General features: G+C 59.1%; 13 protein-coding genes and 1 pseudogene. 12 read left to right on the top strand and 2 right to left on the bottom strand.

The window, feature by feature from the left end; translation table 11 throughout:
* Positions 1-85: 85 nt before the first annotated feature.
* Complete coding sequence (locus ATY80_RS17950) at positions 86-880, bottom strand: 3-oxoacyl-ACP reductase family protein (RefSeq protein ID WP_004129782.1); 795 nt, start codon at positions 878-880, stop codon at positions 86-88.
* Between the two features lie 152 nt (positions 881-1,032).
* Here ATY80_RS17950 and ATY80_RS17945 point away from each other — a divergent pair, with 152 nt between their 5' ends.
* The 12 genes from ATY80_RS17945 to ATY80_RS17890 all read left to right on the top strand — a co-directional run bounded on the left by ATY80_RS17945 (position 1,033) and on the right by ATY80_RS17890 (position 14,075).
* Positions 1,033-2,385 carry a four-carbon acid sugar kinase family protein gene (locus ATY80_RS17945; protein WP_088693734.1) on the top strand — a complete coding sequence of 451 codons (1,353 nt, stop codon included), beginning with the start codon at positions 1,033-1,035 and terminating at the stop codon, positions 2,383-2,385.
* Positions 2,386-2,395: 10 nt separating this feature from the next.
* Positions 2,396-3,283, top strand: a complete 888-nt coding sequence (locus ATY80_RS17940; RefSeq protein ID WP_004129780.1) for a 3-keto-5-aminohexanoate cleavage protein — start codon at positions 2,396-2,398, stop codon at positions 3,281-3,283.
* Positions 3,284-3,353: 70 nt separating this feature from the next.
* Positions 3,354-4,886 (top strand): sugar ABC transporter ATP-binding protein, encoded by a 1,533-nt coding sequence (locus ATY80_RS17935; RefSeq protein WP_088693716.1) that lies wholly within the window; start codon positions 3,354-3,356, stop codon positions 4,884-4,886.
* 37 nt (positions 4,887-4,923) lie between these two features.
* Positions 4,924-5,886: a sugar ABC transporter permease gene (locus ATY80_RS17930; protein ID WP_088693715.1), complete on the top strand. Its 963-nt coding sequence runs from the start codon at positions 4,924-4,926 to the stop codon at positions 5,884-5,886.
* A gap of 92 nt (positions 5,887-5,978) precedes the next feature.
* Complete coding sequence (locus ATY80_RS17925; RefSeq protein WP_189637201.1) at positions 5,979-6,977, top strand: substrate-binding domain-containing protein; 999 nt, start codon at positions 5,979-5,981, stop codon at positions 6,975-6,977.
* A gap of 69 nt (positions 6,978-7,046) precedes the next feature.
* The gene (locus ATY80_RS17920; protein ID WP_088693714.1) at positions 7,047-8,081 is read left to right on the top strand and encodes an aldo/keto reductase; all 1,035 of its coding nucleotides are present in this window, start codon (positions 7,047-7,049) and stop codon (positions 8,079-8,081) included.
* 5 nt (positions 8,082-8,086) lie between these two features.
* Entirely contained in the window at positions 8,087-9,373 is a 1,287-nt protein-coding gene (oiaX, locus tag ATY80_RS17915; RefSeq protein WP_189637200.1) for a 3-oxo-isoapionate-4-phosphate decarboxylase OiaX, read from the top strand.
* 4 nt (positions 9,374-9,377) lie between these two features.
* The gene (locus tag ATY80_RS17910; RefSeq protein ID WP_088693713.1) at positions 9,378-10,358 is read left to right on the top strand and encodes an aldo/keto reductase; all 981 of its coding nucleotides are present in this window, start codon (positions 9,378-9,380) and stop codon (positions 10,356-10,358) included.
* Positions 10,359-10,479: 121 nt separating this feature from the next.
* On the top strand, positions 10,480-11,436 hold the full coding sequence (locus ATY80_RS17905; RefSeq protein ID WP_088693712.1) for an L-threonylcarbamoyladenylate synthase: 957 nt from the start codon (positions 10,480-10,482) through the stop codon (positions 11,434-11,436).
* A gap of 296 nt (positions 11,437-11,732) precedes the next feature.
* Entirely contained in the window at positions 11,733-12,737 is a 1,005-nt protein-coding gene (locus ATY80_RS17900; protein ID WP_245306866.1) for an aldo/keto reductase, read from the top strand.
* On the top strand, positions 12,734-13,237 hold the full coding sequence (locus ATY80_RS17895; RefSeq protein WP_245306865.1) for a hypothetical protein: 504 nt from the start codon (positions 12,734-12,736) through the stop codon (positions 13,235-13,237). The genes ATY80_RS17900 and ATY80_RS17895 overlap by 4 nt, the downstream gene beginning before the upstream one ends.
* Positions 13,209-14,075: an N-acyl homoserine lactonase family protein gene (locus ATY80_RS17890; protein WP_088678648.1), complete on the top strand. Its 867-nt coding sequence runs from the start codon at positions 13,209-13,211 to the stop codon at positions 14,073-14,075. The genes ATY80_RS17895 and ATY80_RS17890 overlap by 29 nt, the downstream gene beginning before the upstream one ends.
* Positions 14,076-14,273: 198 nt before the next feature.
* Here the strand turns inward: ATY80_RS17890 and ATY80_RS29235 are convergent.
* Positions 14,274-14,494, bottom strand: a pseudogene (locus ATY80_RS29235) (hypothetical protein); the annotation flags it as partial.

Here is a 14,494-nt window from a genome sequence, read left to right as displayed (position 1 = left end):
AATCAGAAATCGAAAAGGTACGAGGTCATACCGCGTTTTACCGCTTGCGACAAATGCCGAACGTCGAACTGGCCACTTCTCCAGGTTATTCGCTGATTTGTCCCAGCCGCTTCGAGGCTTTTGGATCGAATGGGAACATGAGGCCAGCGGCCAGGAAGCCGCCGTCGACGTTCAACGTATGCCCCGTAATATAGGCAGCATCGTCGCTCGCCAGGAACACCGCGGCATCAGCGATTTCCGATGGTTCGCCATAACGGCGTTGCGGAACGAGCCGATGATAGGCGTCACGCGTTTCGACCGTGTGCATGACTTTCGAGACCTCGGTCAATATCGGGCCCGGTGCGATGTTATTCACGTTGATTCCCGATTCCGCGAGTTCGACCGCCATAACCTTCGTGAGGAGTTCGACGCCGGCCTTTGAGGCTCCATAGGCCGAACGTCCGACACCGCCCTTCTGACCGGACAGCGAAGCGATATTGATGATCCGCCCATAGCCTTTGGCGGCCATGATCCGAGCAAAGGCTTGCGCCACGAGGAATGTTCCGGTCAGATTGATCCGGACGACGCGTTCGAATTCCTCCCTCGAGCTTTCGAGAAACAGAGTGGTTGCGCCCACGCCCGCGTTGTTCACGAGTATGTCGACTGTGCCGAACCGGCCAATCGTTTCCTTAACGATCGTCTCAACGTCTTCGTTGACGGAAATATCGGCGCGGACGGCCAAAGCCCGCTCCCCAAGCCGCTCGGCGGCTTCGTTCGCCACTTCCAGATCGCGGTCGACGATAACGACATTCGCGCCTTCGCGAACATAGGCTTCAGCGATTGCCAGTCCGATGCCCCGGCCAGCGCCCGTCACCACGGCAGTGCGTCCAGAAAGTCTCATCTCGTTGTCCTCCAATTTTCTCGATATGAGGTATAAGGTATAAGGTATGACCTTGACAGAGTTATGAGCCGCTTCTATGAGTATTGTCAAGAGTGAGGCCCGGCTGATGTATGGAGGAAGATATCCTCGGCCGGGATAATTGGGAGGATCCGATGACATCAGCTGGCAAGCTCAAGGCCGTGTTTTACGGCGACGACTTCACGGGTTCTTCCGAAAACCTGGCGCAGTTCCATCGCAGTGGTGTGAAGGGAAAACTCTATCTCGCACGCCCTTCAGCACAGACGGCGTCAACAGATGCTCTGTCTTATGATGTGCTTGGCTTCGCCGGTACCGCAAGGGCGTTGTCTGGCGTCGAGCTCGACGAGGAGCTTGACAGCGCGTTTTCGATCATGCGCACCCTCAACAGTCCGCTTATCCAATACAAGATCTGCTCGACGTTCGACTCGTCGCCCACCGTTGGAAGCTATGGTGCTGTCCTAGCGCGCGCTGCGGCTCACTTCGGCAAGAGGGACGTTCCAGTCCTCGCCGCGACCCCGGACTTCGGGCGCTACACCTGTTTCGGAAATCATTTCGCGCGCTTTGCTGACAGGATTGAGCGGCTGGACCGGCACCCGAGCATGTCGCGCCACCCCAGGACGCCGATGCACGAGGCGGATCTGCGCATGCATCTGGCTGGGCAGACAGATAAGGAATTCGTCAACGTCACGCTTCCCGCAATCCGGAACCGCTCGGCAATGGAGGAGCGTGTCTTCAAGGCCTTCCAAGAGGGGGCAGGGGTCATTTTCGATGGGCTCGAAAATGCGGATCTTGCGGCTGTCGCCGATCTGCTCTGGGCGCGGTATCCGACGCGTCCGATGTTCGCGCTTGCAGCTCAAGGCTTGGCGCAACAACTCGGCGCTCTTTGGGCCCGCTTGGGCCTGCTATCGTCGGCGGAGCCCGTCAAGACGGAGATTGCTGGCGTCGAAAATCTACTCGTCTTATCAGGCAGTTGCGCCCTGCAAACCGGGCGCCAGATTGCGGTGGCCGAAGCTTCCGGGTGGAACCTTGTCCACTTGGATGTCTCGACAGTCCGGTCCGATGATGATGCTGAGGCAGTTGCGCGGGAGGCTGCTTTGAAGGCGATCGAGAGCCTTGAGCGCGGTCGACCTACAATCATCTACACGGCTCGCGGGGAAACCGGCCGTCTGGCCGGCGGCGATGTTCCCGCGGAACGCTTGGGCGCCATCTACTGTGACGTTGCGCGTGCCGTGCGCCGCGCGGTTTCCTTGCCGCGGATCGTGTTTTCGGGCGGTGACAGTTCGAGCTATGCGGTGCGGACAATCGGCGCCGAAGCGCTCGAGATCGCCGTTTTTGACGAGGTTCAAAATTGCCATGTCTGCCGCCTGGATGCGCCGGGCGACGCCGAAGTCGATGGCCTCGAAGTCATGCTGAAGGGCGGGCAGATTGGTGCCGATGACTTCTTCCTGCGGGCAAAGGCGGGCACCTCGGGTTATCTGGCGGCGTAAGGAGCGAAAGATGCAAAAGAAAATCATCCTCGAAGCCAGGGTCAACGAGTACGCGCCGCGCACATCCAACCCTAATATCCCATACACCGCCGACGAGATCGTTGAGGCCGCCGTTGCAGCCCGCAAGGCGGGAGCGGCGATTCTGCACTATCATGCCAGGACAGCCGACGGCGGTGCGACAAACACCGTTGAGGCAAACGCCGAAATCATCCGCGAAGTCAGGCAGGCGACCGATCTACTCATCCTTCCCACGCTCGGCTTTATCTCGAATGATGCCGACGCCATGAAGCGCATCGACACGGTCGCAACCCTGGCATTGGACCCTGCTACGAAGCCCGATATTGCGCCCATCGATACCGGTTCGGCCAATCTCGAGCTTTGGGATGCCGAGACGCGCAGGTTCGAAAATCCAGAACGTTTGTATCTCAACACGACCGAGAGTCTTGCGCACTACGCGCGTACCTTGGCCGAAAAGGGCGTAAAGCCGAAGCTGGTTTCCTGGTCTGTTGGGTTCACGCGCCGCGCGATCGCTCTGATGGACGCGGGCCTTGTGAGGGGGCCCGCCTACTTTCTCCTCCACCTGACGGGAGGGCGATACATTACCGGGCATCCGCCGACCGAGGCGGGTCTCATGGCGCATCTTGCATTTCTGCCCGACGACCGGCCGATCGAATGGACGGTCAATTGCCTTGGGGGCAATCTGTTGAACATTGCTCCTGCGATCTGCCGTCTGGGCGGCCACATGGCTATTGGAATAGGCGACTATCCCTATCGCGAGTTCGGCACACCCACGAACGCGGAAGTCATATCGCGCGCTGTTGAGATTGCCCAAAAGGTCGGACGTGAGCCCGCTACACCCCAGGAGGCACGCGCGATCCTCGAACTGGACGGCGCGTAGAACCAATAAGGCATGCGATCCGCACAGACGTGGCAGAGATTTGGATTTTTATGAGGTATGACGTCATATCATGGTCAACGCAACTGAGAAGATAACAGTTCAGGGAACCGCGCAGTCGTCTTCGGCACGCGTGCTTCTGCGGGCCGAGGGCGTGGAAAAGTCGTTCAACGGCGTCCCAGCGCTCGTTGATGGCCGACTAACTCTAAAGGCCGGGACCGTCCATGCCTTGTGCGGCGGTAATGGCGCCGGCAAGTCGACATTCCTCAACATCGCGATGGGACTGCTCCGCCGCGATGGAGGGATAGTGGAGATCGATGGCGAGCAGGTCGACTTCAAAAGCGCCGCTGACGCCTTGCGTCACGGCATCGCGATCATCACGCAGGAGCTTTCCCCCGTCCCCGAGATGACCGTCGCCGAGAACCTTTACCTTGGCCGCGAGCCGAAGCGACTTGGCGTGCTCGTCGATTTTAGCCACATGCGCAGGGACGCCCAGGCATTCCTCGATGAACTCGGCTTTGAAGTCGACGCTGCCAAGAAGATGGGGGAGCTGAGCCTCGCCCAGATTCAGCTCGTCGAAATTGCGAAGGCTCTCAGCTATCGGGCACATATCGTCATCATGGACGAGCCGACATCTGCTATCGGCGAACACGAAGTCCATGTCTTGTTCAACGCGCTCCGCAAGATCACCGCGCGCGGTTCCGCAATTATCTACGTGTCTCACAAACTCACCGAAATCTTTGAGATCGCGGATGAGTACACGGTGTTCCGCGACGGCCGTTTCATCGAGACTGGAAACATCAAGGATATCGACCGCCGTCATCTTGTGACACAGATCGTGGGCCGTGAAGTCAAGCTGGTCGAGAAGGGCAAACCTCTCGAAGATGCGCCGATCCTCCTTTCCGTCTCGAACTTGGCGCGAGGATCTCACTTCCGGGATATCTCGTTGGAGGTCGCATCGGGTGAAGTGGTCGGCATCTACGGACTGCTTGGGTCGGGGCGAACCGAATTTCTCGAGACAATATTTGGGCTGCATTCGCCGACGGGAGGCGAAGTTGTCTTCGATGGCGGCAAGGTCAAGCCCGGCAGTCCAAAGGACGCGATCCAGCGTGGAATGGCTATGGTCACCGAGGATCGCAAGGACAGCGGTCTCGTGCTGTCGGCATCGATTGCCCATAACATTACGCTTTCCTCGCTCGCCCTGATGGCCATCAGCGGTTTCATCCGCGGGGACAAAGAGCGCAGCGCGGTCCAAGACATGATCGTCTCACAGAGGATCAAGTCGGCCTCGCCGGATGTTGCCGTCGAAACCCTATCAGGCGGCAACCAACAAAAAGTCGTACTGGCTCGATGCCTTCTGACAAATCCGAAGCTGCTCATTTGCGACGAACCGACGCGCGGCATCGACGAAGGTTCGAAGCAGGAGATCTACGCGTTTCTGCGAGACTTCGCGGCAAAGGGTAACGGCGTCCTGGTGGTCTCCTCGGAGGCACCGGAGATCATGCAGCTCAGTGACAGGATCGCGATCTTCAAACAGGGGCAGCTCGTCAACGTAATCGACGGTGCCGAGGCATCACAACAGACGCTCATGGATTTGGCGAGCTGATCGACAGCCCCAATCCGCCAATGGGAGGATTTGCAAAATGAGTACAATCGCTGTGGAAAAATCGGGAAGCTTCCGTGCCGGCGAGATTATGAGGCAATTCAGCATCGTCTTGGTGTTCTTGCTGATCGTCGCGTTCTTTTCGGTTGCCAGCCCTTATTTCATGAGCTGGCCGAACTGGCTCAATCTGGTCCGACAGTCGTCGATCAACGGCATTTTGGCGATCGGTGTCACCTTCGTGATCTTGACCAAGGGCATTGACCTGTCTGTGGGCTCGGTGATGGCTATTTCCGGCATGATCGCTGCCAGCTTGGTGACCGAAACCAACGAACACTTCGTGCTCATCGGTATCTTCGCCGGGCTTGCAGTCGGCGCGGGCCTCGGCCTCGTGAACGGCGTCCTCGTTGCCGCGATCAAGGTCCCGCCGTTCGTGGTGACGCTTGGGATGCTGAGCGTGGCGCGCGGTCTGACCTTGATCTTCTCCCAGGGAAGCCCGATCCCCAATCTTTCCGACGCCTACAAGTGGATCGGTTCCGGCCAGGTCATGTACATCCCCGTTCCGATCATCATCCTGTTTCTCGTATTCGGCATCGGCTGGGTCGTTCTGAACTACACGACCTTCGGCCGCTACGTCTACGCCGTCGGCGGCAACGAGAAGGCGGCGCGCACGAGCGGCATTTCGACAAAGATGATTGTCGGTGCCACCTACGTTATCTCCGGGTTCCTGGCTGGCATGGCGGGGCTTGTATTGACAGCGCGGACAACCGCGGCGCTGCCGCAGGCGGGCATCGGCTACGAGCTCGATGCGATCGCGGCCGTCGTCATCGGCGGCACCAGCCTCGCAGGCGGGCGTGGCTCGTTGTTGGGTACGCTCATCGGAGCTCTGATCATCGGCACCATCAATAATGGCATGGACCTGATGGGGGTGTCTTCCTACTACCAGCAGGTGCTCAAGGGCACCATCATCGTGGTCGCGGTTATCGCCGACCAGATCCGCAAATAGCGAATTTTCGGAATTGCCGCCGACGTGGTCGGCGACAATGCCCGGCCATGCAAGGCGTGTTCGGGCAGTTTCAACCAGAGGAGAGCAAGAAAATGCAGATGTTCAGGAGGAGCCTGCTCAGGGCAGGTGCGGGACTGGCGATCGTCGCGGCGACACTGACAGGACCCAAACTGGCGTTCGCGGAAGACAAGATCCGCATTGCGGCGATGTCGTTCGGCGAGTCCGGCGAATACATGAAGGCCTGGTCGACTGAAATCAAGAACCATCCTGCGGTTAAGTCGGGCCAGGTCGAGATTACCGTTTTCGACGGCAAATACGACCCGCTCAATCAGGCAAACCAGATCGACACCGCGATCACCCAGCAGTTCAACGCGATCATCATGTCACCGTTCGACCTCGAGGCCTCGGTACCGCCGATCGACAAGGCCGCCGAAGCAAAGATCCCGCTGATCGTGTCGGCGCTCAAGACCAAATCGACGAACTACACTGCCTCGATCATCGTCAACGACACCGAAGGCGGCCGCATCATCGCCGAAGAACTCGGCAAGCGCCTTCCCAACGGCGGCAACGTCGTCCTGATGGAAGGTCCTATCGGCCAGTCTGCCCAGATCGAACGTCGCGCCGGTATCGACGCCGGTCTCGCCAAGTTCCCCAATCTGAAGCTCATCGAGAACAAGACGGGCAACTGGAGCCGCGCCGAGGGCCAGGCTCTGATGGAGAACTGGTTGCTCGCCCATCCCGGTCAGATCAACGGCGTTCTCGCTGAGAACGACGAGATGGCGCTCGGCGCGATCGAGGCGATGAAGAGCGCCGGTATCGACCTCAAGACCGTTCCGGTCCTGTCGATCGATGGTATTCCGGATGCCAAGCGTGCCGTGAAGAAGGGCGAACTGGCTGTGTCGCTCTACAAATACGCCCGCGCCGAAGGCCAGGGTGCCGTCGACCTTGCGCTGCATGCGATCAAGGGCGACGACTACAAGCCGCAGGCCGAAATCTGGGGTTCGCTGATGGACTGGAAGGGCGGCAAGGACAAGGACTACGTCGTTCCGTGGCTCATCCTCGATGCCACCAACGTCGAAAAATACATGTAAATCAAGGAACTGAGGCGGGCGGTCTTGAGCCGTCCGCCGAGGTATTACGGCAATAAGGAACGATCAGCAATGCTGCAGAGAACACTTGGAAAAACCGAAGTAACGCTCACTTCCCTGGGACTGGGTACCTCGCCCCTCGGTGGCTGCAATGTTGACGTGAGCTTTCCGGCCTTCGAAGCGGTCGTGCTCAAAGCGTATGAGCTCGGCGTTCGCTATTTCGACACCGCACCACTCTACGGTCTCGGGAAATCCGAGCATTCTCTCGGTCATGTTCTCAGGAATCACGATCTCGTCGGAAAGGTTGTTGTCAGCACCAAGGCAGGCCGGATTCTCAAGCCGGAAAGCCGGGCCAAGCGCGCGGAGAGCCTCTACGGGATCGATTGGGTGAAGGCGCTGCCGTTCGTCGATGAATACGACTATTCCTACGACGGCATCATGCGCGCATTCGAAGATAGCCAGCAGCGGCTGGGCATGGACCACGTTGACATCCTGTACCTCCACGACGTGAGCGGCGAATGGCACCGCGAGGCGTATGACACCCATCTGTCGGCGCTGAGATCGAGCGGTTACAAGGCTTGTGACGAACTGCGGCGGACGGGCTCGGTTAAAGCGATCGGTCTCGGCGTCAATGAAACGGCGTCGGTCCTGCAGGTGGCGGAGGAATTCGATCTCAACTGCTCGATGGTCGCAGGACGGTACACCCTTCTGAACCACGGTGCGCTCGACCACTTTTATCCGGAAATGCAGCGCCGGGGGATAGGTATCATCGCCGCGGGCATCTACAACTCCGGCATTCTCGCCGAAGGGAGCAGGTCGCGGACGACCACCCGCACCTACGATTGTCAGCCCGCCCCTGAGGCCATAGTGCGGAAGGTTGAGGCGCTCGAAGTCGTCTGCGAACGCCATGGCGTCTCCCTTCCGACAGCCGCGACGCAGTTCGTCTATGCGCATCCCGCGGTGACTGCCGTGGTGCAAGGCGCACTGACGCCGGAACATGTGACGGCAAACGTCGCCGCGATCTCAACCCCGACCCCAGCCGTTTTCTGGGACGATCTGAAATCGTCCGGCCTCATTCCCGCGGCCGCGCCAGTTCCAACCACGTGATTCCGATGACGATTGAATTGGCTCAACCGAGGCCCTCCGACATCCTCGTCACCTATCGCATCGAGGCAGGGAACCCCGAGGCACTGGCCGCCAAAATAGCGAGCGACCAATCTACAGGGACGTTTGTCGATTTGCCGGGCGAGACGCCGGAGCTAAAGGCTCGCGCGGCCGCGAGGATCGTAGCGTTCGAGAGGTTGGAGGCGGTCGGCGTGCCGTCCCTTCCTTCTGAGGGGAGGGCGTTCAATCGCGCCCAGGCGACGGTCGCCTATCCGCTCGAAGCGGTCGGCACCGACCTGTCTGCTCTAACGACGGTTGCGCTTGGCGGCGTTTGGTCGATCAAAGGATTCACGGGGCTTCGGATCGTCGGCCTGCAACTGCCTCCGGAGTTCGAAGGTGTCTATCCAGGACCCCAATTCGGGATCGAGGGCTCGCGGCGTCTGACCGGCGTCTACAGCAGGCCGATCATCGGCACGATCATCAAGCCGGCGCTGGGCCTGACCCCCGAGGAGACGGCGAAAGTGGTTGCGGAACTTGTCGCGTCCGGCGTCGACTTTATCAAGGACGATGAGAAGCTGACGTCGCCACCCTACTCCTCGTTGGAGGCGCGGGTGAAAGCGATCATGCCGATCATCCGTGATCAGGAGCAGCGGACTGGCAAGAAGGTGATGTATGCCTTCGGCATTTCCGACGTCGATCCCGACGAGATGGTCCGCAAGCACGACCTGGTCGTGCGCGAGGGTGGCAATGCCGCCGTGATCAACATCAATTCGATCGGCATGGGCGCTTTCCTGTTTCTGCGTCGACGGTCGTCTCTGGCCTTGCACGCCCATCGCAACGGCTGGGATCTTCTCACTCGGCATCCAGGTCTCGGATTCGACTTCTCGGTCTATCAGCAGCTTTGGCGACTTCTCGGCGTCGACCAATTCCAGATTAATGGAATCGCCGCCAAATACTGGGAGCCGGACGACTCCTTCGTCCAGTCGTTTCATGATCTCCAGAAACCGATTTTCAGTGACGCCGACCGTCCTCTGCCGGTCGTGTGTTCGGGTCAGTGGGGCGGGCAGGCACCGGAGACATATCGGAGAACGGGGCAGACGGTCGACCACCTTTATCTCTGCGGCGGTGGGGTGGTTAGCCACCCCGGCGGACCCTCAGCGGGTGTGAAAGCCGTCCGCGCCGCATGGGATGCCGCCGTAGCGGGTATCGATCTTCATGAGTACGCCAAATCTCATCCGGAGCTGGCGCAGGCGCTCGCCAAGTTCGGCTCGAAAACCGTATCGGAAGGAAAATGACAAGATGGAATACCGTCAACTTGGCCGGTCAGGTCTGAAAATTTCGCAACTGGTTCTTGGTTGCATGAGTTTCGGCGTCGCCGATCGCGGCAACCATGCTTGGACCTTGTCCGAAGACGACAGTAGGCCCTTTATCAAGGAGGCACTCGAACACGGCATAAACTGCTTCGACACGGCCAATGCCTACTCGGACGGCACCAGCGAGGAGATCATCGGCAAGCTGCTCAGGGAGATGGTGCAGCGTGATGAGGTTGTCATTGCCACCAAGGTCTACGGCAAGATGCGCAATGGAGCGAATGCGGTCGGACTTTCCCGCAAGGCAATCATCGCGGAGGCTGAGGCCAGCCTCAAGCGGCTGGCGACCGACTACATCGACCTCTACCAAATTCATTTCTGGGACAATTCGACCCCGATCGAAGAGACGCTGGAAGCGCTGACCGATCTCGTTCGAAGCGGCAAGGTTCGCTACATCGGAGCCAGCAATTGTTACGCATGGCAATTTGCGCGCGCGCTCTACAAGTCGGACGCTGCCGGATGGTCGCGTTTCGTTTCGATGCAAGCTCAGATGAACCTCCTTTATCGCGAGGAAGAGCGGGAGATGTTGCCGCTCTGTAAAGCTGAAGGGGTCGGGATCATCGCGTTCAGTCCGCTGGCTCGCGGGCGCCTCAGCCGGCCTTGGGATGAAAGCAGTTTGAGGTCCGAGACCGACAATGTCACCGCTCGGTTCTACGGTCACGCGGACGAGGCGGATCGCCGCGTCGTAGACGTCGTCGCAAAGATTGCAGACGACAAGAACGTCCCGCGATCCCTCGTTGCGATGGCGTGGCTTAACACAAAGGCGAGCGTGACGGCTCCTATAATCGGCGCAACGAAGCTACAGCATCTGAAGGATGCCGTCGCTTCCTTGGCCGTCAAGCTAAGCGACGACGAGGTCCGCGAACTCGAGGAGCCATACGTGCCGCATAGCGTCGTCGGCTTGAACTGAGTTTGGCTCAGCGGGGACGACGTTGAGGCTGTCAGGAGGCACGCCGAACCGGGCCTCCTGAGCCAATGGCTTTGGTCGTATCGATCTCTGCTCCCTTCCAGAACCAGCGCGAGGAAAAAAGATGACCACCACCCGTCATTTTGACGTCAGCGACAGCGCGATTGAAGCTGCCGCCCGGCTAATGCGAAATGGCGAAGTTGTCGCGTTTCCGACGGAGACGGTTTACGGGCTCGGCGCGGACGCCAGCAGCCCCGCCGGGATCGAGCGCATCTATGAAGCCAAAGGACGCCCGCGGCATAATCCCCTGATTATCCACGTTTCGGACGTGGAAATGGCGCGCAGGATGGCACATTTCAATCCGGAGGCAGAGTTGGCTGCTGCCAGCTTTTGGCCGGGACCTCTGACATTGCTCCTGCCAAAGCGGGAAGACGCGGGGCTCGCAACCGCAGTTACCGCGGGCATGAAAAATGTCGCAATCCGATTTCCCTCGTCGAGTGTCGCCCAACGGCTGATCCGGGCCGTCGGATTTCCGGTGGCAGCGCCTTCAGCCAATCGTTCCGGGAAGGTCACCTCGACCCGCTTCGTGGAAGTTGTCCGCCAGTTGGACGGACGGATTTCGGGAATCGTGGAAGAAGACATATGTGATCACGGCCTGGAATCGACTATTCTGTCTTTGATCGGGTCTCCGATCATTCTACGCCACGGGTCAGTTCCGCGGGAGGCACTGGAAGCTTTACTCGGCCCGATTGACGAGGACACTGGGCCCCAAAAAGTCTCGGCACCAGGCCAGCTAAAGAGCCATTATGCTCCGGAAGCCGCCGTTCAGATGAATGTCGACCGTCCTGCCGCCAATATGGTCTGGGTCGGTTTCGGACCGGAGTGCGAGGGCTGTCAATTGACGCTGTCTTCTTCCGGTGACCTTCAGGAAGCTGCCCGCAACCTCTACACCGCCATGAGTGAAGCCGACGCCTTGGCCGGCGCGAGTGACGTGATTGCATTCGCCCCTGTGCCTCTGATTGGCCTTGGCAGGGCAATCAACGATCGGCTGAGACGAGCTGCCGCGCCCCGTTGCGCGTAGGCGGCATTTTTAAGCAATTCGCAAAATGCGGATGGCGGCATGCAAAAAACGCTTGCCTCTATAGGTATGACATTATACCTTACACCTTGCTGATTGAGGATTCAGGCCACGGAGGTCCATCAAGCATTTCTGGTGAGGTTGGCGGCAGACGCCGGCGCGACCTGGCACGCATTGGGCACGGGCTTTAATCGAACAATGACGGCATGGCGGAAGCTACATCGCTTCGACGCCTCCTACCGACATCTAGGGATGATCACATGACCGAACTTGAAACTAGACCCCTCGGAAGAAGCAAAGTGCGGGTAACTTCGCTGGGGCTAGGCACGGTGCCGCTCTCTGGCTTCAACGCCGATGTCTCCTACGGCGACTTCGAAGCGACGATCCTCGCTGGCTACGCGGCCGGAATCCGCTACTTCGATTGCGCGCCAATGTATGGCTTTGGGAAATCGGAGCATTATCTTGGCCATGCCCTCAGGGCGAACAAGCTGCGCGAAAACGTGGTGGTGAGCACCAAGGTTGGTCGTGTATTGAAGCCCGCCAGCAGGACAAAGAAGCTTGAAACCGTCTACGGCATCGAGTGGATCGACCCGCTTCCGTTTCTCGATACCTACGATTACACCTATGATGGCGTGATGCGCGCATTCGAAGACAGCCAGCAGCGCCTCGGATTGGACTATATCGACGTTCTTCTCGTGCATGACGTTGGTCGGGCATGGCACGGCGACCAAAGCGAGTTCTATTGGAATCAGCTGCGGGCCTCGGGTTATAAGGCACTGGACGAGCTTCGCTCCAGCGGAGCCGTCTCAGCCATCGGCTTGGGGGTCAACGAAACCGACTCCGTGGTCGGTGTTGCTCGTGAATTTCCGATCGACTGCTCGTTGATCGCCGGCCGCTACACCCTTTTGAATCATGCCCCGCTTGAGGCCGCGTTCGACGAGTTGCTCCAGCGGAACGTCTCCGTGATCGCCGGCGGGATCTTCAATTCCGGAATTCTGGCGACAGGCGTCGGCGGTCCCGCCGCCACTTACGATTACGGCAAGGTTCCTGCGGCCGTCGTCGAAAAGGTCAAGGCCATCGAGAGCATTTGCTCGAGATTTGCGGTGAGCTTGCCTGCAGCGGCGATGCAATTCGTTTATGCGCATCCGGCAGTGGCCACGCTGGTCATGGGTGCAAAGAGCGCATTGGAAGTCGAGCAGAACGTCAAGGCGATCAACGAGACAATACCCCCTGCATTTTGGGACGCTTTAACTGAAGCGAGCCTTCTTCCGTCAAACGCTCCGCTGCCGACGGCTGTACGATGATGGCCCGCGGAGGCACCGTTTTCGGCGGCTTCCGCTGCGAAGCGCTCGTGGGTTCGGTTCCATCGCCGGAGGCGCGCGCATGCCTCGAGGCGCTCGTCAGGACTTATGGCGAGCTTCTCGCGATCTACTCCTTCATGCATATGGCATTGAGGGAGAAGAGCATGCGCCTCTTGATTGGAGAACTCGCCGATCGCGCCACAGAGATAAAGCGATCCGTCCGTTCCTCGCTTGCGGGCTCGCGCTTTCTCGCAGGACAGGGCCACGCACTCTACCATCTTGGACGGGCAGATGGCCTGCTTGTCGAGGCGGAGGAGCACCTGCAGCGCGGTGTCCTGGTTTCAGATGCATCCCTGCTGGGGCTGCTTTCAAATGCGGCGATCCAGCTGAAACGATCGGCCGCCATCTTAGGCACGTCGACCTTCGACACGACAGCATGCTGTGGAGGGTCCCTTGGACATGGGGAGGAAGACCATGGGAACGCATTCGATCTGGGTGCTTGAATACTCTCGAAGCCCGGTGCACCCGGTCAGCGGGGTTTTTTACGGCGCCCATAATCAGGGCACGATGAACCTGCCGTTCGCATACATTCTCATCAAGACAGGAGATGCAGTCGTTCTGGTTGATGCCGGTCACGACGCCGCCGATTTCGGAGGCCAGATCGCCAATTCGATTGGCGTTACCGGTTGGACGCCTCCGGAAATCATTCTCGGGGAATGCGGGATCAGGCCCCAGGACGTCACGCATGTCATCCTCACGCACGCGCACTTCGATCACATTGGCGGCCTAAAGTTCTTCCCAAATGCTAAGATTTTCATTCAGAAGAAAGAATTGGAATCCTGGATGTGGATTCTGGCAAAGGGTCGGCGCTTCCGTTCATTGCAGGCCGGACTGAATCCGGCGGATATCCTCTATCTGACCCAGGCAAATATCGAAGGCCGCCTGGAGCTGGTGGAGGGAGAGCGGGAAAACCTGGTGCCAGGCGTTCATGTCTATCCGGCATTCGACACCCATACCGCAGGATCGCAATATGTGGTGGTGGAGACCGGCGGTGGAGACGGCAAGTTTATCCTGTCCGGCGACGTCATCTACACCTACAGCAACCTCACGGGTGAGGACGCCACCGATCCCTGCTTTGTGCCGCCGGGCCTTGCCAATGGCAGCCAGACACGTCTGATCGAGTCCGCCGAGGAGATGCTCAAAATCGTTGGTATGGACGAACGACGAATTGTTCCCATGCACGAGGAGCAGCTGTCAAAAATCTATCCGTCGCGTCTGACGGCTCGCCAGCTCATGCTCGTCGAGATTTGTGTGGCCGACGGAGACGTATCAAGAGTTTGATCGATTTGAAGCAGCGCGAACGCCAAGCCGGCTGACGCGCGGGACCATTCTCCATGGCGACTTGAACCTCCAAACCATCCTTGTTTCGTTAGAAAATGAGCGCCTTCGGCCATGCATGGAGCGGTGCAATCGCACCATCATGCGTCTTCACGTGTCCCATCATGCCAGCAGCGTTGTAGAGCGACAATCTGGATGAGATCAGCGCGACAATCTGGATGAGATTCTGGTGTCGCGGTCGTCGGCGACGGTATCATGGTGATTGTCGCTTGCAAGGGCCTCGTCGGCTTCTGATTGTCGCGCAGCGTCAATCTCGGCGGCATTTCTCATTGTTGCGAAGGCCGCTGGCCTGCCGCGCTGACGTTTGGCTTCCATGGCGGATCGACGCCGGTAGCTTTCGACATTCATCTCAAAGATGGTCG

This window comes from Rhizobium sp. R711 (assembly GCF_002211365.1).
Lineage (GTDB): Bacteria > Pseudomonadota > Alphaproteobacteria > Rhizobiales > Rhizobiaceae > Rhizobium.
The sequence above is the reverse complement of the archived record's forward strand: the minus strand, read 5'-3'. Positions and strand labels throughout refer to the sequence as shown.